Origin of the sequence: Parabacteroides faecis (assembly GCF_014647375.1) — a bacterium.
GTDB lineage: Bacteria > Bacteroidota > Bacteroidia > Bacteroidales > Tannerellaceae > Parabacteroides > Parabacteroides faecis.
Window position 1 is genome coordinate 270,881 of record NZ_BMPB01000008.1, and the last position, 22,105, is coordinate 292,985.

17 protein-coding genes are annotated in these 22,105 nt (G+C 47.2%); 2 read left to right on the forward strand and 15 right to left on the reverse strand.

All coding sequences use genetic code 11. The features are described from left to right. Positions 1 to 5 precede the first annotated feature (5 nt). The 10 genes from IEY67_RS13465 to dnaB all read right to left on the reverse strand — a co-directional run bounded on the left by IEY67_RS13465 (position 6) and on the right by dnaB (position 11,402). Positions 6 to 1,127, reverse strand: coding sequence for a fimbrial protein (locus IEY67_RS13465; RefSeq protein ID WP_183671676.1), 1,122 nt, complete (start codon positions 1,125 to 1,127; stop codon positions 6 to 8). Positions 1,128 to 1,154: 27 nt separating this feature from the next. After that, positions 1,155 to 2,060, reverse strand: coding sequence for a FimB/Mfa2 family fimbrial subunit (locus IEY67_RS13470; RefSeq protein WP_183671677.1), 906 nt, complete (start codon positions 2,058 to 2,060; stop codon positions 1,155 to 1,157). 1 nt (position 2,061) lies between these two features. After that, entirely contained in the window at positions 2,062 to 3,237 is a 1,176-nt protein-coding gene (locus tag IEY67_RS13475) for a hypothetical protein (RefSeq protein WP_122373239.1), read from the reverse strand. A gap of 33 nt (positions 3,238 to 3,270) precedes the next feature. Continuing rightward, complete coding sequence (locus tag IEY67_RS13480) at positions 3,271 to 4,419, reverse strand: fimbrial protein (protein WP_122373240.1); 1,149 nt, start codon at positions 4,417 to 4,419, stop codon at positions 3,271 to 3,273. A 125-nt stretch (positions 4,420 to 4,544) separates the two neighbouring features. Further along, complete coding sequence (locus IEY67_RS13485) at positions 4,545 to 5,807, reverse strand: fimbrial protein (RefSeq protein WP_122373241.1); 1,263 nt, start codon at positions 5,805 to 5,807, stop codon at positions 4,545 to 4,547. Positions 5,808 to 6,047: 240 nt separating this feature from the next. Then, complete coding sequence (locus IEY67_RS13490) at positions 6,048 to 8,015, reverse strand: hybrid sensor histidine kinase/response regulator transcription factor (protein WP_229801059.1); 1,968 nt, start codon at positions 8,013 to 8,015, stop codon at positions 6,048 to 6,050. Between the two features lie 538 nt (positions 8,016 to 8,553). Further along, positions 8,554 to 8,841: an HU family DNA-binding protein gene (locus tag IEY67_RS13495; RefSeq protein ID WP_122373242.1), complete on the reverse strand. Its 288-nt coding sequence runs from the start codon at positions 8,839 to 8,841 to the stop codon at positions 8,554 to 8,556. A 196-nt stretch (positions 8,842 to 9,037) separates the two neighbouring features. Next, positions 9,038 to 9,433: a HEPN domain-containing protein gene (locus tag IEY67_RS13500; protein WP_122373243.1), complete on the reverse strand. Its 396-nt coding sequence runs from the start codon at positions 9,431 to 9,433 to the stop codon at positions 9,038 to 9,040. Then, positions 9,430 to 9,738, reverse strand: coding sequence for a nucleotidyltransferase domain-containing protein (locus IEY67_RS13505; protein ID WP_122373244.1), 309 nt, complete (start codon positions 9,736 to 9,738; stop codon positions 9,430 to 9,432). Before IEY67_RS13505 ends, IEY67_RS13500 begins: the two co-directional genes overlap by 4 nt. Positions 9,739 to 9,872: 134 nt before the next feature. Next, entirely contained in the window at positions 9,873 to 11,402 is a 1,530-nt protein-coding gene (dnaB, locus tag IEY67_RS13510) for a replicative DNA helicase (RefSeq protein WP_075557304.1), read from the reverse strand. A gap of 195 nt (positions 11,403 to 11,597) precedes the next feature. Here dnaB and IEY67_RS13515 point away from each other — a divergent pair, with 195 nt between their 5' ends. Further along, a complete protein-coding gene (locus IEY67_RS13515; RefSeq protein ID WP_075557303.1) occupies positions 11,598 to 12,524 on the forward strand; it encodes a magnesium transporter CorA family protein in 927 nt (308 codons plus the stop codon). Between the two features lie 84 nt (positions 12,525 to 12,608). Here IEY67_RS13515 and IEY67_RS13520 read toward each other — a convergent pair whose 3' ends face one another. The 4 genes from IEY67_RS13520 to IEY67_RS13535 are packed head-to-tail and all read right to left on the reverse strand — an operon-like array spanning position 12,609 to position 19,400. Continuing rightward, positions 12,609 to 13,784, reverse strand: coding sequence for a multidrug effflux MFS transporter (locus IEY67_RS13520; protein WP_183671678.1), 1,176 nt, complete (start codon positions 13,782 to 13,784; stop codon positions 12,609 to 12,611). Beyond that, the gene (locus IEY67_RS13525) at positions 13,781 to 15,151 is read right to left on the reverse strand and encodes an efflux transporter outer membrane subunit (protein ID WP_183671679.1); all 1,371 of its coding nucleotides are present in this window, start codon (positions 15,149 to 15,151) and stop codon (positions 13,781 to 13,783) included. Before IEY67_RS13525 ends, IEY67_RS13520 begins: the two co-directional genes overlap by 4 nt. Continuing rightward, positions 15,148 to 18,285, reverse strand: a complete 3,138-nt coding sequence (locus IEY67_RS13530) for an efflux RND transporter permease subunit (protein ID WP_075557300.1) — start codon at positions 18,283 to 18,285, stop codon at positions 15,148 to 15,150. The genes IEY67_RS13525 and IEY67_RS13530 overlap by 4 nt, the downstream gene beginning before the upstream one ends. A 2-nt stretch (positions 18,286 to 18,287) precedes the next feature. Continuing rightward, complete coding sequence (locus IEY67_RS13535) at positions 18,288 to 19,400, reverse strand: efflux RND transporter periplasmic adaptor subunit (RefSeq protein WP_122373247.1); 1,113 nt, start codon at positions 19,398 to 19,400, stop codon at positions 18,288 to 18,290. Between the two features lie 186 nt (positions 19,401 to 19,586). On the opposite strand from IEY67_RS13535, the gene IEY67_RS13540 reads away from it, so the two are divergent. Beyond that, positions 19,587 to 20,474, forward strand: a complete 888-nt coding sequence (locus tag IEY67_RS13540; RefSeq protein ID WP_075557298.1) for a helix-turn-helix domain-containing protein — start codon at positions 19,587 to 19,589, stop codon at positions 20,472 to 20,474. 62 nt (positions 20,475 to 20,536) lie between these two features. On the opposite strand, the gene IEY67_RS13545 is transcribed toward IEY67_RS13540, so the two are convergent. Then, positions 20,537 to 22,105: an Mfa1 family fimbria major subunit gene (locus tag IEY67_RS13545; protein ID WP_183671680.1), complete on the reverse strand. Its 1,569-nt coding sequence runs from the start codon at positions 22,103 to 22,105 to the stop codon at positions 20,537 to 20,539.

Genomic DNA, 22,105 nt, shown 5'->3' on the forward strand with positions numbered 1-22,105 from the left:
TTCTTTTATTTTATTTCTTCGGTTTGATGTACGGAGCCCCAGCCTGCCACTTCGACACGGACGTCGAGCGAGGCTTCGTCACTCTCGAAGCTGGTGCCTGAGAAGGTGACGTAGAGGCGGTAGATATAGTTTCGTTTCACATAATTGTGATCGTAGCCGTTCTGCACGCCGTTGCGGTTGACAGGCGACGTAAAGATGCGGGTCTGGTTCGTCTCCACCAAGGTAGCTTTGACGATCAATAGCGTCGGGGACGCATCGGACGAACTGTTCTCGAAAACGTAGTTGCTGTAAGCAGGCGACAACCAGGGGCTGTTGTCGCTGACCGTCCGGTTGAAGTCCGCCCCGAGATAATCTACCGGATGCGAACCCTCGGCAAAGGAGGAAGCCGCTTCGGAAGCACCTGCACCATAGACCAGGGCAGCATCGGCGGCTTCGGCTTCGACATCTCCCCAATCGGCTTCGCTGAAATAACGGGAGTTGCTTTTGACGTTGGCAAGCGTGATATGGTCGATACGCACGGTCTTGCCTTCGAGAGGCGTACCGGCGAAATTAGTTTCGATGTTGCGCATTTCCACACGGGCGGCAATGCGGGTGAGTTGCAAAGGGCTGGAGATATTATCCACGTTCGTACCTGAGGTGTAGCCGATCAGGTTGTCCTCCCCTTTCTCCAACGCCTGTGTCGAGCGGATCACCTGCGTACTGAAAGTGAGCGAGCTTTGCGACTGCGTGGCAAGCCCCGCCAGACGCGACTGCAATCCGGCGTAACTGCCTACCGTCCCGTCGAGGTCTGCAGGCACGTTCGCCAGTACGACAAGCAGGATGCGTTCGGCACTGGTTTCTATATCGGTTATGGCGAGCATCGAAAGATCAGGATCGTCGTTACGCCGGTAGCCGATCAGGGTGGAACCGTCGCTGTTGAAGACGTAGGCGGACAGGTCGTGTATGTCGCTTTCACCGGGCAGCGCGTTCGGATCGTCGGTCGCCTTGCTTCCCGCCTGGCTGCGCAATTGCAGCCCGACGGAAAGACGCGCCTGTTCAAGCGGCGGAGTTACTGGTCCGTCGTCTTTTGCACAGGAGGCCAACAAAGTGGATACAGATACGAATAAAAATATTTTATGTAGGATCATTGTCTGTTCGATTTAATGGGGATTGATTTAAAATTCGATATGATCGTCTATGGTGCCCCAGGGACGGACGGTCTGCCGGACGGAAAGCAAGGCTCCGTTTTCGCCGAAGCGCAGGACAACATACAGGATACCGGCTTCGGGAGCGACCAGCGGATCACCGTCGTCATCGTGGGTGGCGATACCGAGCGTCTGATTTTCGGCGGTCAGTTCGACGTTGATATTTTCACCGGCACACATGCGGTAGTTGGGCGCGAAATATTCGTTGTCGGCATCCCATCCGGCATCGGGATGGTAATAGACGCTATCGCCGGTCAGGTTACCCCGGTAGTCGAAGGCGTTCAACGTGCGGTTGACGTAGTAGTTGCAGTCGGCTTCACCGGGGACGGCGGAGGGGACGTTTTTTTGCAGGGCGTATTTGATATCCTGCGTCAGGATATTGACCTGCGAGAGTTTGGGGCGTACCACGATAGTATCGTCCGCCGCCAGGCCGCCCCCGGCTTTCGTCTGCACGAGGCGGCTGCCGTAAAAAAGGTCGTCGGGCTTTTGAGCCAGACCATCACGGCTTTTAAGTATCACCCTTAGTTCTTCTATCAACTCGCTTTCCGTTACAGTCTGGTTGCCTCCGGCAACGTTCCCCCAGGCTATCACATGCAGATTACGGTCTTCCGGATAATTCAGTCTTATTTCCTGATGGTCGTGTATCTGGGCTTCCGTCATACGGACGGTTTCCAGATACTCGTACCCTTCATCGAAAACATAGAGGGAGGCATCGTTAAGCGCGCTTGCGGTGACGTCGTCGCCTTTGGCGTTCTCCGCTTTCAGTGTCAGCTTGTAGCAGGGGGCCATATCTTCGTGGATACAACCGGTCAGGGTAAGGGTGGCGGCACATACGGCGGCAACCAGCCATCTATGGATATGATCGATCTGTTTCATATTATAATTCGAAATCTTCGTCTATGGTTATTTTGTCTAAATCCTTACCGTCCCAGCTTTGGATCTTGAGGATAGCGGATAGGTCGGTATTCTCCTGATTGACTCCCGGGGCGTATGAACCTTTACCGGTGATGTGTGCAGATAGCTTGTAAACGGTATTCGGCTTTACGCCTTTTTCCAGTTTGACGCGGTAATAGCGATCTGAAAGGACAGTCTTATTGTTCACGCTGTCATAAAGATCTCCTGTTATATAAAGGATTACGGGAGCAGCGTCGTCTTTAGTCTGAGAATTGGTGGTGACATAGAAATTTGCATGTTTTAAATCAATCACATTTTCATTCTCACCGAAGTAACTTGTCCCCATTCCTTCATCCATAAAATCGTAAAAGGGTATTACCGACTTATTTACATTTCCTTTGGCAATATCTCCTCCTTCTACTATCAACCCGAGGTCTTCTATACCACAGTAATATTTATCTTCGACACATTCTATCGGATGCGTTGCAACTCCTTCCGGCAGCCAGGTCGATGTATCGAACAGGTAAGTCCGCTGACGCACATTTGCAACGAATACACGTTTTATTTTGAATTTAAGACCTGAAATAGATTTAAGATCGGGATCCTTCCAGTTGAAGGAAAGTTCACTTAGTTCGATTCTGGATACAACACGTTTTACCTTTGCCGTAATGGTCGTCTCTTTGTTATCGATCGTTATATCTTCGTCTACGTAACTCATAGGAAACCCAAATTCCGACGCCAAAATCATATCGTCAGGCTGAAAGAAATCAGCAGATATATAATCATAATAGTCTGTTGCTTTAAAAGAAGATATTTCGACCGTATTCGCCATCACAAGCATTCTATATGTTCCGGTTTTCAGGTTGATAGGTTCCGATGTGTATTCATATTTATCAATATAACCCTTAAATTCAGTCAAACAATATCCATGCCCGACTACTTCATTATTCTGCTTATCGATAAAAACAATTGTCATATTCCGGATCACATTTTCCATGGAGGATAAGAATGCTTTAGTTGCGGCAATCCCATCCACCGACACCGAGACTGTGACAGATGCGTCCTCTCCACCCAGGGTCGGGGATGGTTCTTCTTCGTGTGAGCAGGCTGCTAGCAACAGGCTAGATAAGAGCGTGATATATAATTTAAAATGTTTCATGTCTGTATTGTATTATCTAACTTATTTTCGGAATTAATCGATCGAAGGATTCTCCACGACTTCGCCCCAGGCCTGCACCGCGATCTTGCTTGTCAGGGTGGCATCGAAGTCGAACGGGTTGTTTGAACCGGGGCCTTTAATCACGACGTCAATCGAGTAGATCACGTTTCGGCGGATATACCGGTGTTCCGTCACGTTGTCGATCGTATCGTGCTGACGGTTCACAACGACCGGGTAATAAGTGTTTTTCACTTCCTGCATTTTCCCGTTCTTGTCTTTGAAACGGTAGCTGCCACGAATGATCAGCATGGTATGCCATTCTTCCTCCTGCATGTTTTCAAAAACAGTGTAGGTGTTGGCGGCACAATTAGCGATCAGCGCGGTTTCGTCTTCCGGACCGCGGTAGTCGTAGAGATAGGCGGTACGCAGAGCGTCTGATAGTGCGGCGATGCCATCTACTTTGCAGATGCTGTCGAGATCGGCTTCTTCGCCCGACAGGAAAAGGTCGGGTTGGGTACGATCGGTGACTTCCACTGTACCCCAGTTTTGCTCGCTGATATAATGGGAGGTACTTTTTACGTTTGCCATAAAGACGGATTCGAGTTTGAAGGCGGTTTCATCGGCGTATTCGTCCACCGGACGTAGATAGAGTCGGTTGAGATAAACGCGGGCAGCCGTACGATAGACGGTCACCGGGGATACGCTGATCTGGTTGGCACCTGCTGTCTGCATACCGATGGTGTTCTTACCGGGTTTCAACAGGTAGGTTTGTACTCCCGAACTCATGGCGGGGTTTGTTTCTTGATTTTCCAGTTGTTGGGTAAGGGCCAGATACTGGTCCAGTGAGGTTAAACCGTCGAATGTACCAACAGGAGCGTTGGCAACGACAAGCATGCGGATGGAACCGGCTTTCAGCGGTCCGAGGTCTTCCACCGTATTCGTTCGGGTGACTTCGCTGGCGACGATCAATTTGTCCGTGTTCTCGCCGGAGGTTCCGAATACAGCTACGTAGAGACGTTCGACCGATGCGTCTCCGTCGGCTTTCGTCCCGATCTGCGGGATCGTTATGCGCAATGAAAGCGAACCGTCTCCGCTCCCATCGATCTCCTTGTCGCCGTCGTGGGAACAGGATAGAAAAGCGAGAAACAGAAATACATTGTAAAATAAAACCCTAATGTTCATATATTAATTGTTTTATTATCGTCTTAACCGGAAAGTTTTTTTGGTAATAAGATCGACCAGGGAAGTCCTCCCCGATCGATCCGTCTAACATCTATTAGATTTATTGAGCGTAAGTGATATGATTGTTAGTCGATATCTGGATCAAGGTTTACTTCGCCCCAGTTTACAACTTCAAATTTAGCTGACAAGCTGGATCCTGTGCTTTCAGGAGTAATTGTACCGGTACCCGGGCCTGTGATAGTCGGGCTGATTATGTATTTAACATTACGAAGTACACCATAATGTGCAGGGAAATTTTTGCCTGTTGTAGCATCAAGGTTGGTATTGTTGATAGGAACAGTCCAATAAGCATTTTCCGATTTTACTTTTGAACCCGTCGATGTCTTATATTCATAATCTCCCTTAATTACCAGAAGAGTTGCTTTATTATCATCTTTAGTCGCAGTGATCGCTGCGTTGGCTGCATTGTCATAAACGAAGAGCTCAACTTTATCAGCATCAGCAGTAAGAGATAAATCGACAACACTGCCATTATATGAGAGAGTTTTTGATGCATATTCTTTAAGATAAGGACTTCCCGATTGCGGGTCAGAAGCAAATCCCGACAAATTATCAGTAGCATTATTAACTACCGTACACCACGGTTTCTGTGCAGATAAAAGAGCTACGGCATTATCTGACAAACCTCCGACTCTTACACTGTTACGTACATTTGCTACAAAAACAGATTTCAAAGTAAACGTCACTTCATCGCCTTTACCAAAACCTTCGCGAGGACTAACTGTAATCTTGGGTACTTCCACTCTTGCTACATTACGATAAAGTGCAATATTGTCGCTTCCTACAAGCATATCATTAGTTGTATTATCAACATCAGATGCAGTCTTCGCAAATACATTCCGGCCTTTCTTCAACGTTATATCATGAACCTGGCTTGACATCAATAAATCAGCACCGGTAGGATCCATAGCAGTGTCATCAATTTTTCCGAGAAAACCTTCCAGTGTGTTTAAACCCTGAAACATATCACCTCTCGGATTGGCAATGACCAAAATACTTACAGCTCCTGATTTTGCGGAAATACAGGCAGTAGTGTCACTTACATTTGTTTTCACCTGATAATCGATCAATGCTCCTTCTGCCATAGCAGTGCCCATTGCACCTTTGTTGAATACTGCAATACCTATTTTAGAAATGGTGTTGTACGTGGCATCATCCGCTTTGGTACTCTTTAACCCGGAACCTCCATCCCCTACTGTATTGAACATTGCTGTCAGTGTAGCATCCATTTCTAATGCAGGATCCGGAATGTTAGGATCGTCATCGTTCGAACATGCGCTGAATGCGCAAGCAACCATAGTTGCATAAAGTAAATTCTGTAATTTCATAACTTAATTTATTTAAAAGTGATATACTATTTTACACCTATACTTAATCTAAAATCTTTTCATTTCACTTCTTTTCGCTTGAGAGACTAAGTATCTTTTCATATCGTTTCTTGTTGACAATGCAAATGTAGAGAAGCTGTTTCTGACCGCTTGTCGGTATATTTATCACCGATGTACGGTAATTTTTAAATGATAAAAATTCCTCTGTTTATCTGCACCTTTTTTAATGAATACCATGTTTTACACCCGCACCGGCTGACCGAACTGCGAAGGGTTGACACCATATTGTTCGATAAATCGCTTGCGGAAAGTCGCCATATCGTTAAAGCCGACCATCTCGCAGACTTCGATAATCGAATATTTCTGTTGCAGGATCAGTTCGGCGGCACGTTTGATACGGACACCGCGCGTTAATTCGAGGATGCTGCAATTGGAGAAGGCTTTCACTTTGCGGTAAAGCGTCGGAATGCTCATGCTCATTTCGTCTGCGAGGTATTTCGCATCGAAACAAGGGTCGTCCAAATGATCTTCAATTGTCTTCATGATTTTATCCATAAAAGCATTCCCCGCCACTTCGATCTCGTTGAGCGGAGCAGGCATGACGAGCGGACCGCCGCCCGAAAGTTCCGAAGGCTGGGTGTAGAATTCTTTCATCTGTTCGCGGCGTTTGATCTGGCTCATCAGTTTGCTGCGCAGTATTTCGAGGTCGAAAGGCTTGGTGATATAATCGTCCGCACCCGCTTCGATACCAGCTATCACGTCTTCGTTCTCCACTTTGGCAGTCAACATGATAACAACGGTCTGACAGGTGGCGGGGTTGGTCTTGATCTCACGGCAGGCGGTGAAGCCATCCTTTACAGGCATCATAACGTCGCAAAGGATAGCATCCGGACGTTCTTTCTTCGCCATCTCGACACCTTCGCCGCCGTCGCGGGCTTCCACGATGCGGTATTCCTTATTCAAGGCATGGCGGAGAAACCAGCGTATCTGGTCGCTGTCGTCGATCACCAGCAGTTTCTTACCCGTCTCTTTCTTCTGGGGAATGAGTTGCACGAAGCCGGAAATCTCTTCTTTCTGGATTTCATTAAGCTTGACAAGGCTGGCATCGGGTTCGACAAACTCGACCGGGAGGTCCATCAGTGCATGTTTACCCAACGGCCCCATCACAGTGCAACAGGTTCCCTCCTGCCCGGGAAGCGTCTCCAACATAAATTCGGCACGAACCGACTCGGCCATATCGCGGATCTGCTTCAATCCGATACGGGTGTTCTCCTGCTCGTTCAGGCCGTCGTCCTGGATGCTTACGGCACCATAGGCGATACCGTCCTTTTTGACAACAAAGATGTTGACGGTTATCTTTCCGTACATAAAAGTATTTTTCAGGGAGTTCGACAGAAGGGTTCGCAGGGCATACTCCATCTTCCGGCGGTCGATCATCATCCATAAGACAGGGGTTTGCGTGTTGATCTTGAAGTCGATATTGTTCATGGCGATCCAATCGACAAAGAGGTCGCACATCTGCTTCGTGATTTCGACGAGGTCGTAACGGGCGAGACGCATATGGTTTGCCACATCGTCGCCGTGGCGGATATCCTGCAACTGGTACATCATATCCTGCAAGGCGAGGGTATTACGGTAGGCGGAAAGAACCTGGGTAGACACGAGCCTGTCGAGTTCGCGGTTCTGTACTAACTGACTCAAATAGCCTAATATCAGCGACAAAGGTGTTCGCATCTCATGTACTGCTTCAACAAAAAATGAGTTGTGAATCTTCTCTAGTTCGGCAGCCTTATTGAGGGCTTCCTGGTATTTGGCTTCCTGTTCGATAGTCCAGTTGTCCGTTTCTTTGATCTTGTTTACCATGAGTTGCTGCATTTCCCGGTTACGCACAGTCAGGGTGTCGACGGATTGTTTCAACTCTTCGTTCTCGGCACGGAGGTCGGGGTATGGCACAGGGACGGATGGCGGAATCTGGGCGGAGGTTGGTTTCTGTTCCTGCTTATCACCGATCTTCTGTTTGAGGATGCGGTACAGGAGGATCGAGATACCACACATTATCAGTAACAGGAGGATGAGAATGCAAAGGAGATAGCTCGTCTCATCCGGCGAGGCTGCCTCGCTTTCATTTGCGGCCATCAGAGAGGCTGCATTCCCTGTCAGGATAGCTCCTGCGGGCAAAAACTTTTGAAGTAGATCAATCTTTTCCATTGTATCAGGTGTTTATTTTGTTGTTTTATAGGATACCTCCTGCTGTTTCCGGTCTTTTAGTAGAAGTTGGGTAGCATTTTGAAGTGTGTTTTTTCGGTTTTGCGCAAAAAACAGGTCGTTGCAGCAATACTTTGAAATACTTATTACCCATACAATCATACGTTTACAGACTGTTGAAATTTACAGGAGTGATATGCATAGTCCATACAGAACTATGGCTCAATTAGATAAACACGTTTTTTGAAATGAAAAACATATCAAAACATCTGACGCCAATTGGGAAAACATCAAAAAACAGTGAAAGTATAGAAGGAGTTTACGCAGAATGGCAGGCATATCCAAACCTTCGGTTGGTACCGTGCTCTATTTCACCCGCAGAAGTAAAAAAGAAGAGAAAAAAGAAAAACGTATAATTCCTTTATAAAATAAGGGCTCAGTCGTAACCATATCAAATAATTTCCTACCTTTGAAGCCGTGATAAATATAGTTCTGTATGGACTAAGGTTGCTTTTATCCATCCCGCTTCACCGGAAACAAATCATTTTCTTTTCCTTTTATTAATCTTATCGATCAACTCTCTGCTGGGCTTCAGACGTATGGTGTCACGCGACTCAAACATCATGGATTCCCCTGTTTGTGGATTTCGCACGGTCCGAGGTCTCTGTGATAACAGAAAGATCCTCCCGAAACCGTGAAAAGTTACTTTTTCATCTGTAAGCAGCCCTTCGACCATAATCGACACAACTGTATCCACACAAACACGACTATCCACTAAACTCATACTCATTTTCTCCGCCAGCTTTCTGGCAACTAAGTTTCTATTCATCCCTATTACTTATCAAAATACACACAATACATTATCGCTACAAAGTTCGGACTTTCAATCCATCTTCGCAATCGCAATATTTTTCTAAATATGTTCTATTTTTTCTGTGAAGGGGGAAATTATAGGGAAATTGGGAAAAGGAAGGTTTGATTTTGGTGAAAAGAGCGTTTCTATATTCAAGTGATAATTATCAATATTACTTACTAATCAAATCATGTATTGTTTTTACAAAATCTTCTGTCCGGGGTTGTAGTTCCATGACAGCTTCTTTATCGTAATTCAGAAAGTCTTCATAATCGGCTGCACTTCTCTTTGCAAACAATATGGTGTAAAACTTTCCGAAGTCTTTAGGCAATACACCTGTATTAATAAAATGTTTTCCAAACATTTGACGGACACCTTCATGTGTTTTCACTCCATCTATCATCTGATGAAGTAATAAAGCACTTACAGAATAAAAGCATGCGTAGTACATCCGGTTTACAGCTGTATTATAAAAGCCATTATTAATATGGCTATCTATCTCCTTTAGTAATGCTTCGGCTGCTTCCATGCGATACTGGATGATTTCATTCCTCAGTTCTTCATTCATAAGGCGACCCCTTCCTTCATTACATTCAGATAAAAAGGTGTAATACGTTCGCCCCATTTCTTCAACGTTTCAAAAAAGGGATTGATCTGTACGCCTGATTGAAGTTCTATTTCATAGATCGGTTCGATAATACGCATCTGATCCTCCAGAGAAATACGCTCCTTATCAACCAATATAAGTAAGTCTATATCACTATCAGACCGTGCGTCGCCACGTGCTTCACTGCCATAAAGAATTGCAGTAGCATCGGGAGCCACCTGTTTTAATACTTTCTTTATTGCTTTTACTATTTCCGGACGTTTCATAAACCTGATATTATATCATACAACAATCACAAAGGTAACATAAAGCAAACAAAAAGAGAACATAAAGCGAATAAAAAAGCCTGTCCCCTTCGCAAATCCGGGAACAGGCCGCACATGATCTTATCCTCGATTGATCAGAACGGAACCTCGCTGCTACTGCCCTGGTTCAGGAAATCTGCACCGGCAGGCGGTATCGGAGGTAACGGATCCTCACTGTTCATATTCGATGAGAACTCGCGCACGGCTACATCCTCATCTATATTCATAAACTTCGCATAATCGCCTTTAAACCGCAGACGCACATCACCTGTCGCACCGTTACGATGCTTGGCGATAATGATCTCTGCCAGGCCGACCAGCGAGTTACCACGCTCATCTTCCGTGATCTTATAATATTCCGGACGGTGGATAAAGCAAACCATATCCGCATCCTGCTCGATCGCTCCCGATTCACGAAGGTCGGCCAACTGCGGACGCTTTCCTTCGGCTCCCTGACGGCTTTCCACACCACGGTTCAACTGCGACAGTGCGATGATCGGTATGTTCAACTCCTTCGCCAACCCTTTCAATGAACGGGAGATCGTACTTACCTCCTGCTCACGGCTACCGAAACTCATACCACTCGCATTCATCAGCTGAAGGTAGTCGATGATGATACATCGTACCCCATGCTCACGCACCAGACGGCGAGCCTTGGTACGCAACTCAAACACCGAAAGACTCGGCGTATCATCCACATAGATAGGTGCATCATACAACTCCTTGATCTTGAAGTCCAGCTGCTCCCACTCATAACTTTCCAAACGTCCGCTCTTGATCTTCTCGCCCGGGATCTCACATACGTTTACGATCAGACGGTTTACCAACTGGACGTTACTCATTTCAAGCGAGAACAAAGCAACCGGCACATTATGATTCACCGCCATATTCTTCGCCATGGAAAGTACGAACGCCGTCTTACCCATCGCAGGACGGGCAGCGATAATGATCAAGTCGGAATTCTGCCATCCCGAAGTGATCTTATCCAGCGCATCGAAACCGGTACGCGTACCGCTCAGACCTTCCTTCTGGTTCGCCGCTTTCTGCAACAAATCCATCGCATCCTTGATAACGGGATTGATCTGGGTTACGTCCTTCTTTACATTTCGCTGAGATATCTCAAACAGTTTACCTTCCGCTTCCTGCATCAGGTCTTCCACGTCGATCGTTTCGTCAAAAGCCTTTCCCTGGATCATCGCAGTGAAAGAGATCAACTCTCTCGCCAGGTATTTCTGGGCGATGATACGGGCATGATATTCGATATGCGCGCTACTGGCAACCTTGCTGGTCAGCTGCGAGATATAAAACGGTCCGCCCACCTGATCCAGTTCGCCGCGCTTCCTCAGCTGCTCCGTCACCGTCAGCATGTCGACCGGCCGCTGGCTGGCTGCCAGATCCACAATAGCTGCATAGATCATCTCGTGCGACTTTTCGTAAAAGCATTCCGGCTTCAAGATCTCACTGATGATCGAATAAGCATCTTTTTCAAGCATCAAGGCACCTAAAACGGCCTCTTCCAACTCACGAGCCTGTGGCTGCAGACGTCCCATATCAGACACTACAACAGGTTTTTGTTTCCCCTTTCCGGAGTTTCCTCTTCCGGTATTTTTAGTTCCTTCTGCCATTCTCTTTAGTAATTTTCGAATGCCAAAAATACGATTTTTATTTGGTATTCATTCCTTTTTTCTACCTTTGCAGCCGTAAAAAGTAATTAACTAATTATGGACGACAGTATTCCGCGAGAAACATTAACAAGTAAAAATTAGCGGACGGAGGTTTCTTATTACCTCTGTTCGTATCAACAACGAAAGGAGGCAATAATGAGATCGTTTCTTTATTGTGAAGCCGGCTTTGTGGAAAAAGACAAGTGGCTTCCCGACTGCTGGGTAAATGTAGAATGCCCTACCCCCGAAGATATCCAATACCTTTTAAACCAATTTCACGTACCCCAATCATTCTTGAGCGATATCGAAGATACCGACGAACGTCCGCGTATCGAGTATGAAGGGAACTGGTTGCTGACAATCCTGCGTATCCCGGTACAGAGCACCGAAAGCGGTATTCCTTTTACAACTGTCCCGATCGGCATCATCACGAATAACGAGATCATTATCTCCGTCTGTTATCATAAGACGGAGTTATTGCCCGATTTCATTCGTTACAGCCGGCGTAAGGAGCTCGTCGTACGTCATAAATACGACCTGATCCTGCGACTGATCCATTCGTCTGCCGTCTGGTTCCTGAAATATCTGAAACAGATCAACAACGAAGTGGCACGTGCCGAAAAAGCGTTGGAGAAAAGTATCCGTAACGAAGACCTGCTGCGGTTGATGAAGCTGGAGAAAAGTATGGTTTATTTCAATACGTCCATCCGTGGAAATGAAGTGATGCTCTCGAAGCTGCAAAGTATTTTCCAGGAGCCGATGTATATGGATGCCGAACTGGTGGAAGATGTGGAAACCGAATTGAAGCAGGCGCATCTCACAGTGAACATCTACAGCGATATCCTTACCGGAACGATGGATGCCTTCGCCTCCATCATCTCCAACAATGTGAACACCATCATGAAACGCATGACCTCCATATCGATCATCCTGATGGTTCCGACACTGATAGCCAGCTTCTACGGCATGAATGTGATCAACTATGTAGAAGAACTACCGCACGGATTTGTCGTGATCGTACTCTTTTCCATCACCTTGTCGGCACTGGCATTCTTCATCTTCAGGAGGATCAAGTGGTTCTGATACATCTCCATCACAGATAAGATTAGGGGCTGCAGTAAGATATATACTACAGCCCCGTTTCATTTGTTTGACAGAAAAAGATATTTAATGCTCCTTTGCCACATATATGCAAAGGAGAGAACATACGGCACAGACAACAAAGACGATCCCCGTCGAATGCATCAGGTTTCCCATGCCGACCAAAGGAGAAACAACCCCGCCGAAAGCGAAAGAAACCGATCCCAGCAATGCAGACGCACTCCCCGAATACATCCGTCCCTTATCCATAGCCAGTGTCGTGGAAGAAGTGAAGCAAAGCCCCAACGAAAAAAGAATGCAAAGCATAAACACCTCATACACCCAGAAACTGCATCCGGCAAACAAAGCAACCATCTCACACACGGAAAAAACCAGTAACCCGATACTCCCGGCAAGCGTCCCGTTCTCCACCCGCTTAAATTTCACAGCCAACGCAGCTGCTATCACCACCGCCAGCGCATTAACCCCGAAACAGATACTGAAATCGAGCGGTGTAAACCCATAATGTTCCTGCATAATGAACGGTGCAGAAGCAATATTGGCAAAGAGTGCAGCCTGGGCGAACCCAAGCTGCAACATGTACCCCATGTAAGGACGGTTTCCAAATAAAGGTTTGAAGTTCCGGAAAGCATGTAGAAAACTGGATGAAACACGCCTTTCACGGGGTAATGACTCCTGATAATAAAAAGCTGCGAATAAAATCAGCGTGCCGATCAATAGCAAAACGCCGAAAATACCTTTCCAACCGGCTATCCCCGTCATTGCACCACCAACGACCGGTGCGAGTACGGGTGCCACCCCATTGATCGAACCGATAACCGCCAACATCTTCGCCAGTTCATGCCCTTCGAACATATCCGTAGAAACAGAACGCGAAATAACAATCCCTCCCGACGCAGCAATGCCTTGCAGTAACCGGAAAGCAACGAACTGATATATATCGGATGAATATATACACCAGAAAGTAGCTACGATAAAGAGCAGAAGCGACCACAACAACACGATCTTCCGCCCGTATTTATCGCTCAAAGGACCAAAAAACAACTGCCCTACCGCCAACCCGATCATACAGGATGTCAGACTCAGCTGCACCATCGACGAAGAGGTTCCGAACCATTCGGCCATCGACGGAAAAGACGGCAGATACATATCGGTAGCGAACGGCCCGAAAGCCGTCAGCATACCGAGGAATAATAACAAGAAAACTTTATAGTTTATTCTATTTTGAACCAGGACTCTCATTCGCAACCTCCTCCTAACGCATTATATAGACTAACAACAGATTGTAACTGTGAAAAACGATCGGAAACCATATTCAGACGGGCACTCAACAGCGACTGCCGTGCGGTAAGCAACTCCAGATAAGTTGCATTCCCTGTCCGGTACAGCGATTCGGATGTTTGTACCGTACGTTCCAACTCTTTGCATTGCCGTTGATGGCTGTCGAGTGTCCGCTTCACCGATTCTACGGCATACAGCGCATTATTCACCTCCTGCCCGGCATCCAGCAAAGCCTGTTTATAATTAAGCTGCGCGATCTGTTCTTCATCTTTCGATACACGAAGATTCGAGATCAGCTTCCCCCTATTGAATATAGGCTGTGTCAGCGAACCGATAGCCGATAGTATCCATCCGCCGGGATTTGTCACTACCTGCCCCAACGAATTGGTCCAGCCCACACTTCCCGTCAGTGTCAGATTCGGATAAAAGGCAGCCCGAGACTGGTTCGTGGCATAGTAAGCATTCGCCAGTTCCATTTCAGCCTGTACCACATCCGGACGTTTGGACAACAAGCGGAGAGGAACACCGGCATTAACCTCCTCCGGCAAGGTCTGTTCCGCCAGCGTACTCCGGGAGATGGATTGCGAAGTCATCCCTAACAGCGTACAAAGCGTATTCTCTGCCTCACGCTGCTGTCTCAATAAGTCGTTATGAGTAGCTTCCAGCTCACACAGACTGGCACGCGCCTGTGTTACGGCATTCTCCGTCTCCTCGCCTACCCGTAGCTTTGCCTCCATAGTCCGCACCTGCTCATTCCAGATATCGAGCGTAGACTGGCTGATCCCGATCTGCTCATCCAACATCAACAAAGAATAGTAATTGTTGGCGACAGTCGCGATCAGTTCCGAACGAACCGCCTGCCGGTAAGCCTCCTGCTGTAAAAGAGTGGCCTGTGTCCCCTTCTTCGCATTACGCAGGCTACCGAACAGGTCGACTTCCCAACTGGCCTGCAAAGGCAACTCATACGTTTTCACACTCTTCGCTCCGTCCGTACGGCTGATAGTCCCTTGCGGCGACAAGGTCAGCGACGGAAGGAAAGAAAGACGGGCAGCCATCAACTGAGCTTTTGCCTCATCCACCCGCAGGAAAGCAACCTGCATATCCGTATTGTTCTCCAATCCGTAACGGATCAGGTTTTGCAATAACGAATCCTGAAACATCTCTTCCCAGGGAAGATCCCCCAGCGTCAGGGAATCTTCCCCGACAGCCGGGTTATCACGGTACAGGCTGTCGACCGGCAGATTGTCCGGCCGGTGATAATTCCGGTAAACCGAACAACTGCTCAGCAAAGCCGTACATATTATAATACTATATATGATCTTTTTCATTTTCTATCTTCTTTTCGTTTACCCATCACCCGCTCTTCAATATATTGGAATACGATAAAGAAAGCAGGCGTCACAAATAATAAAGCAACGGTTCCGATAACCATCCCTCCGACCGTTCCCACACCCAGCGAACGGTTACCATTGGCCCCCACACCCGAAGCAACCATCAGCGGTAACAAACCGAACACCATCGTCAACGCCGTCATAAGGATCGGACGCAGGCGGACAGAAGCTGCAGCCATCGCCGCCTGTGTCAACGACATACCGGCCTGACGGCGTTCCGTAGCATATTCCGTCAACAAAATAGCCGTCTTTGAAAGTAATCCGATCAGCATGATCAACCCCGTTTGCAGATAAATATTATTCTCTATCCCCCACATCCGGGCAAACAGGAAACTACCCATCAAGCCGAAAGGAACGGATAAGATGACAGCCATCGGAATAAACAAACTCTCATACAGGGCACAAAGTATCAGGTAAATGAACAGGATACATACCCCGTAAATAATCACCGTATCATGCGAGTTCGCCATCTGTTCCTCTTCCCGCGTCATACCGGAAAATTCATAACCATAACCAGTCGGCAATGTCTGGGCAGCCACTTCCGATACCGCATTGATCACATCACCCGAACTATATCCTTCGGCAGGCATCCCCTGTACATTGATGGATGAAAACATATTGAACCGTGTCAGCGACTCCGCCCCATATGTCTTGGTCAGTTTTACGAACTGGCTTACCGGAGCCATCCCATCGGTCGTCTTCACAAAGATATTGTTCAACGACTGCATATCTTTACGGTAATCGGACGGTGCCTGTACGATCACCCGGTATATCTTCGTAAAACGGTTGAAGTTAGAGGCATAAATACTCCCGAAATACCCGGACAACACCGATAATACCTGATCGGTCGATGTCCCTGCACGCTGGCATTGTGCCTCGTCTACATCCACCCGGTACTGTGGGAAGTTCTCACTGAAAGAGGTATAAGCCATCTGCACCTCCGGACGTTTATTCAGTGCTTCCAGAAAATCATTAGTCACATTGCTCAACGCCTCGATCCCTTTTCCCGAACGATCCTGCAGATAAAGCTCGAAACTGTTTCCCGTACCATATCCGGAAATCATCGGCGGGGAAAAGACAAATAGTTTCGCATTCTTGATATGTGCCGTACGTTTATAGATCTCGGCGGAAACAGCATCCACACTGTTCTCTTCACCCTGACGTTCATCCCAATGTTTCAACTTGATGATAAACATTCCGTGCGAAGCCCCGCTACCCGATCCCATACCGAAACCGGCTACCTTATTGAAATTGTCTATCTGGGGCAGATCCTTCAACTCTTTTTCCACCTCGTCCATGATACTAGCCGTTTCCGCCAGCGTACTTCCGGCAGGCGCATCCAGGCTGACAAAGATAGAACCTGTATCTTCCGAAGGAACCAACCCCGTCTTGGTAGTACTCATCAGATAAAAAAGTGCAACGACAGCAATCCCCCAGGCACCCCAGGCCATCCATTTCCGCTTAACGAAGAACTTAACGCCACTCTTATATTTAAGAACCAGTTGTTTGAAAGCCGAATCGAAAGCCAAACGGAAACGGGTGGAAAACTCCGGCTTCTTACCATCCACCAGTATCTCGTTCGGTCGCAGGATCAGTGCACAGAGTGCCGGTGAAAGCGTCAACGCATTGATAGCCGAAATACCTACGGCAACGGCCATGGTTATACCGAACTGGGTATAAAACACCCCGGAAGTCCCTCCCATAAAAGAAACAGGGATAAACACCGCCATGAATACCAGTGTAGAAGTAACGATTGCAGAAGAGATGCCGCTCATCGCATCCACCGACGCTTTGTAAGGCGAACGATACCCTTCATCGAACCGCACCTGCACCGCTTCCACCACGATAATGGCATCGTCCACAATCGTACCGATGGCAAGTACCAGCGCAAACAAGGTCAATAGGTTAATGGTAAATCCCGCAATATACAGGACGGCAAACGTACCGATCAGCGACACGAAGATACTGATGGTAGGGATCAGCGTAGAACGCGGATTCTGCAAAAAGACATACACCACCAGCACCACCAGGATAATCGCCTCCAGCAAGGTCTTTATCACCTCGTTGATGGAAGCGTCGAGGAAGTTCTTGGTACTCATCAGTTCCACCACTTCCACATCTTCCGGCAGGCTTCCTTTCAGTTCTTCCAGATACTTATCTATTTCCTGGATGATTTCATTCGCATTCGTACCGGCGGTCTGGTTGATCATACAGGTACTTCCCGGCGCACCGTTCACCGTACCGGTATAGGAATAGCTTTGCGCTCCCAGCTCCACCGTGGCAATATCTTTCAGGCGAAGTACACGCCCGTCGTCATAAGCACGGATCACGATCTCCTCGAACTCCTGCTCCTTTTCCAACCGTCCGCGATATTTCAGCGTATATTGATAGACATTCTTGGAGTCCTCGCCGATAGCCCCCGTGGAGGCTTCTATATTCTGGCTGGAAAGTGCTGTTTCCACATCGCTCGGTTCCAGTTCGTACTGCGCCATCACATCCGGCTTCAACCAGATACGCATCGCATAGTCCCCTCCCATCACATTCACTTCACCGACACCGGAGATACGTTGTATCTGGGGTTTCACATTAATGCTCAGGTAATTGGTCAGGAAGGTCTCGTCGTATGTACCGTTCGGACTGTACAAACCGAAAATCTTCAGCATACTGCTCTGCCGCTTCATCGTTGTCACACCGACTTTGGTCACCTCTGCCGGTAACAGGGATGTGGCGGTAGATACTTTATTCTGTACATTCACGGCAGCCATATCCGCATCGCTACCCTGTTTAAAATAAACCGTGATCTCCGCGCTACCGGTATTGCTGGCGGTAGAAGTCATATAGGTCATATTCTCCACCCCGTTGATCGCCTCTTCCAGCGGGACGATCACACTCTTCTGTACTGCTTCCGCATTAGCTCCGCTATAAGTGGTAGACACACGGATCGTAGGCGGTGCGATGTCCGGATACTGTTCCACAGACAAAGCATACAGCCCGATCAATCCGGCCACCGTGATAACGACCGAAATAACCATCGATAAAATCGGCCGGTCTATAAATTGTTGTAGTTTCATAGTCAGTTCTCCTCTGTTTTAGTACCCGACACGACTGTACCGTCTTTCAACAAGCCGGCACCTTCCGATACGATCACGTCACCGGCCTTCAGTCCGTCCTCCACAATATACTCTTTACCGTCATTGACCTCAAACACCCGGATAGGTGTCGACACCGCTTTACCGTCCACCACCTTATAAGCGAAAATACGGTTCTGTATCTCGTAAGTACCGCCCTGAGGAATCACGATACATTCCTCCCGATCGTAAGGCACGATCACATTGGCCGAACCTCCGCTCATCAGACGCTTTCCCTCATTGCCGAATACCGCACGCATACTGACAGTCCCGGTCGTCTTGTCTATAATCCCGCTGATCACATCCACTTTTCCCTTCTGCTCATAGACCGTTCCGTCATTCAGCTCCAGAGAAACTTCCGGGAACGACTCCAACGCCTTATCCAGCGAACCATATTGGGCGGTCAGTGAAAGAACCTGTTTTTCCGTCAGCGAAAAATAAACATACATATCCGAATTGTCCGATACACGGATCAAGGGATCGGTCATCGAAGCACTCACCAGCGCCCCGATACGGTAAGAGGTCATACCGGCAAACCCATCCACCGGACTCTTCACCAGCGTATAAGACAAATTATTCTCCGCATCCCGCTTTTCCGCCTGTGCCTGAAGCAAAGCAGCCTTGGCACTCTTATAAGAATTTTGTGCCGTACGAAGTTCGAAATCGGAAATCACACGATCCTCATACAGCAACTGTTTTCCTTCCAGCGTCTGTTTGGCAGTTGCCTCATTCGCCTCTGCCGTAGCCACAGCCGCTTCCGCCTTCTGCAAGGCGGCTTCATAGGGAACCTGATCGATCACGAACAATACTTGTCCCTTTTGGACATGTGCCCCTTCTTCCACACACACCTGTGTGATCGTTCCTGAAACCTGCGGACGAACTTCCACATCCTGCTTTCCTTCTATCACTGCCGAATATTTGACAGACAACTGCCTGTTCTCCGGCTTCAAGGTCAATAAAGGGTAATTTTCACCTTCAACCTGTTGTTGCTCCTGTTGTTTACAAGCCACAAACAGCAGCAAACCTAAACCAATCGTAATAACACTTCTTGCCTTCATTTTCTTGCATTTGTTTTTCTCGAAGGCAAAAATAGAAGCTATCCTACAAGCGTCATTTGTACAATCCGCTCTCATATTTGTCCATTTTGCCCATCATTATATATTATTAGCAAAACGTTTGTCTATTTAGCGCATAGATTTGCTCATTTTAGACATGATATAATTACATTCGCGAAAAAAACAGCCATGAATCCACTAAGCCTGGAAGAACTATTCCCGATGTTTCCGCCTGCCTGTGTTTTAACCGACAGGGTGTTATTGGTTCCTTCATCCGAATTCGGACGGTTAAAGGAGCATTATATCGAACGTACCCGTGCCTTCATCCTGGTATGCAAAGGTTGCCTGGTACTGCAACTCAATGGAAGACGCTACGAAATGAGGGAACATACACTCCTGGATATGCTGGACGGGATCACCATCCAGATTCTCAATACCAGCACGGATATAAGAGCTTACTGCCTGTTCATCAACTACAAGTTTGCCAGTGAATCCCTGAAGAACCTGAAGCCCGGACCACTGACTTATATGTTGGACATCATGGACGCTCCCATCCTCTCTTTCTCTCCCGAAGAGAACCATATTCTGGAAAACCAAATGCTTCTGCTCCAAGACTGCCTCCGGAATACAGACAACTATTACCGGACAGAGCTGGCCAGGACTTACTTCAAAAGTTTAATGCTGGAGCTGGGCAACCTGCTTTTCAAACACAGAGCACCAGCAGATGAGACCCCTTCCACGATCGAAAAGAAAGAACTGGTCATGCTGGATTTCATGAAACTGGTATGGCAGCACTTCAAGACAGAGCACAATGTGGATTTCTATGCCGACAAACTCTGTATCTCGACCAAACACCTCTCACGAATCATCAAAGACCAAATGGGAAAGACACCTCATGCCGTCATCTCCGAAGAAATCTTCCACATGGCTATGACCCTATTGGAAGACGACAGAATCCCGGTTCGCCAGATCGCAGAAATACTGCATTTTTCAGACCAGGCGGCTTTTTGTAAATTCTTCAAGAAATACAAGGACATATCACCGATGGCCTATAGAAAAAAAATAGCCACGGAATAAACCGTGGCTACCTGGCCTGTTTTCATAGAAACAATCACTGTCTCCTGAACAACAATATATACTTATTTAAGGGTTGCGCCTCCGTCTCCTCCCTGATTCCGGACAATCCAGGGTAACACATTAAAATCCATTTTCAGATAAGCTTCATATTCATCCGGTTTTTCCGGATCGATCTCCGGAGTTCCCGTGCCGAGTCCAGAGATATTGGTCACCAGCAAACGATAAATATTGTTGCGTACGATCGCAAACTCCATGACTCCCATCTCATTCTCCTTATTATTATCCAGATGTCTGATCCAGTAATTGTAATAGCAATAATAGCTCGCCACTTCCGGATCTTTCCGGTAACGTTTCACAAACACTTTTGCCAGTTCTTCATCGGTCGATCCTTCCGTAATACCATCCAGTTTGAATCCGGCATCTTTCATAGCCTGGATACTGGTATAAAATTTATAATTCGCATAATAGATAACATCAGGTCTCGCATCGGTCGTCTCCTTATTCTCTCCCCAAAGAGTCTCAGGTGTAAAACTGGCCTTAAACCGCACTCCGGTGGAATAAGCATTCAACTGGTTCGTTTTAAACATACAGTTTTCAAGACAGTAAAAACCATGGTACGAATTAACCGGTACAGACTGCCAGTTTTCAGCAACCGTCTTCAATGGATAAGCATAATATCCGTCCGTATTATCGAAATCGGTAGCCCCATCTATCGTTTTCGAGAAGAAATAAGGATCGATCACATACCCGTTAACAGGATTTATCTCCCCGAAATTTCCGTTTGTAATGGTATAGGAAGAAGGAGCCCGGTTTGCAGTCAGGACTGCTGTATGACGGAAGGTGTAAAACCAACGGCTTAAGTTGATATACTGGAATCCGGACAGGCTGATGGAAACATATTTATCGCCATCGCCGGTCGTCAGATCGTATTTCTCTTTCGACTGTCCGACCAATACCTTAGCCATAGCCCGCTCCAGGTTTATAGTTATGATAGTAGGATCTTCCGACGGTAAAATCTCACGTACAGTCACTTTCAAATTCGAATCCGTAGTACCCTCATACAAACCGCTATTGTCGGCACGCCCTGACATCAATAAAGTACCATCCTCGGTCAAAACCCCGAAGCCGTCTTTATAAGTGGATCTGTCCACCAGGTTGATAAACTCATTCTCCGTATTGAAAGAACCTGTCACATCCCCGTTGGCAACCGTAAAAATATCATACGTACCCGGATCTATCAAAACCCTGTTAGCCGTGTACTTTACGATATGTTCACTCTGGTTTCCGGAAGAAGCATTTTCCGAAACCTGTGGTCCTGCCGTACGGGTTATATTCTCCAACGAGATCTTTTTATATAAAGCCTTCGTATCCGAATTGAACAGATAAACGGTAAGCGACTTTACATTATACTCATTGGCAGTACCGGTTTCATAAATACCCGAAGTTTCCGCCTCGCCGGCTTTGGTCGTAGAACTGTTAGGAACGACAAAAGCGAACCGGACATTTCCTTCTCCCTCGTCTACAAAGCCGGAATTATCTTCCGGTAATACATCTGCATCGTTAATACATCCCGACAAGCCCAATACCAGGCATAACAGTCCTGCTGATTTTACAAAAAAGTTGTTTTTCAT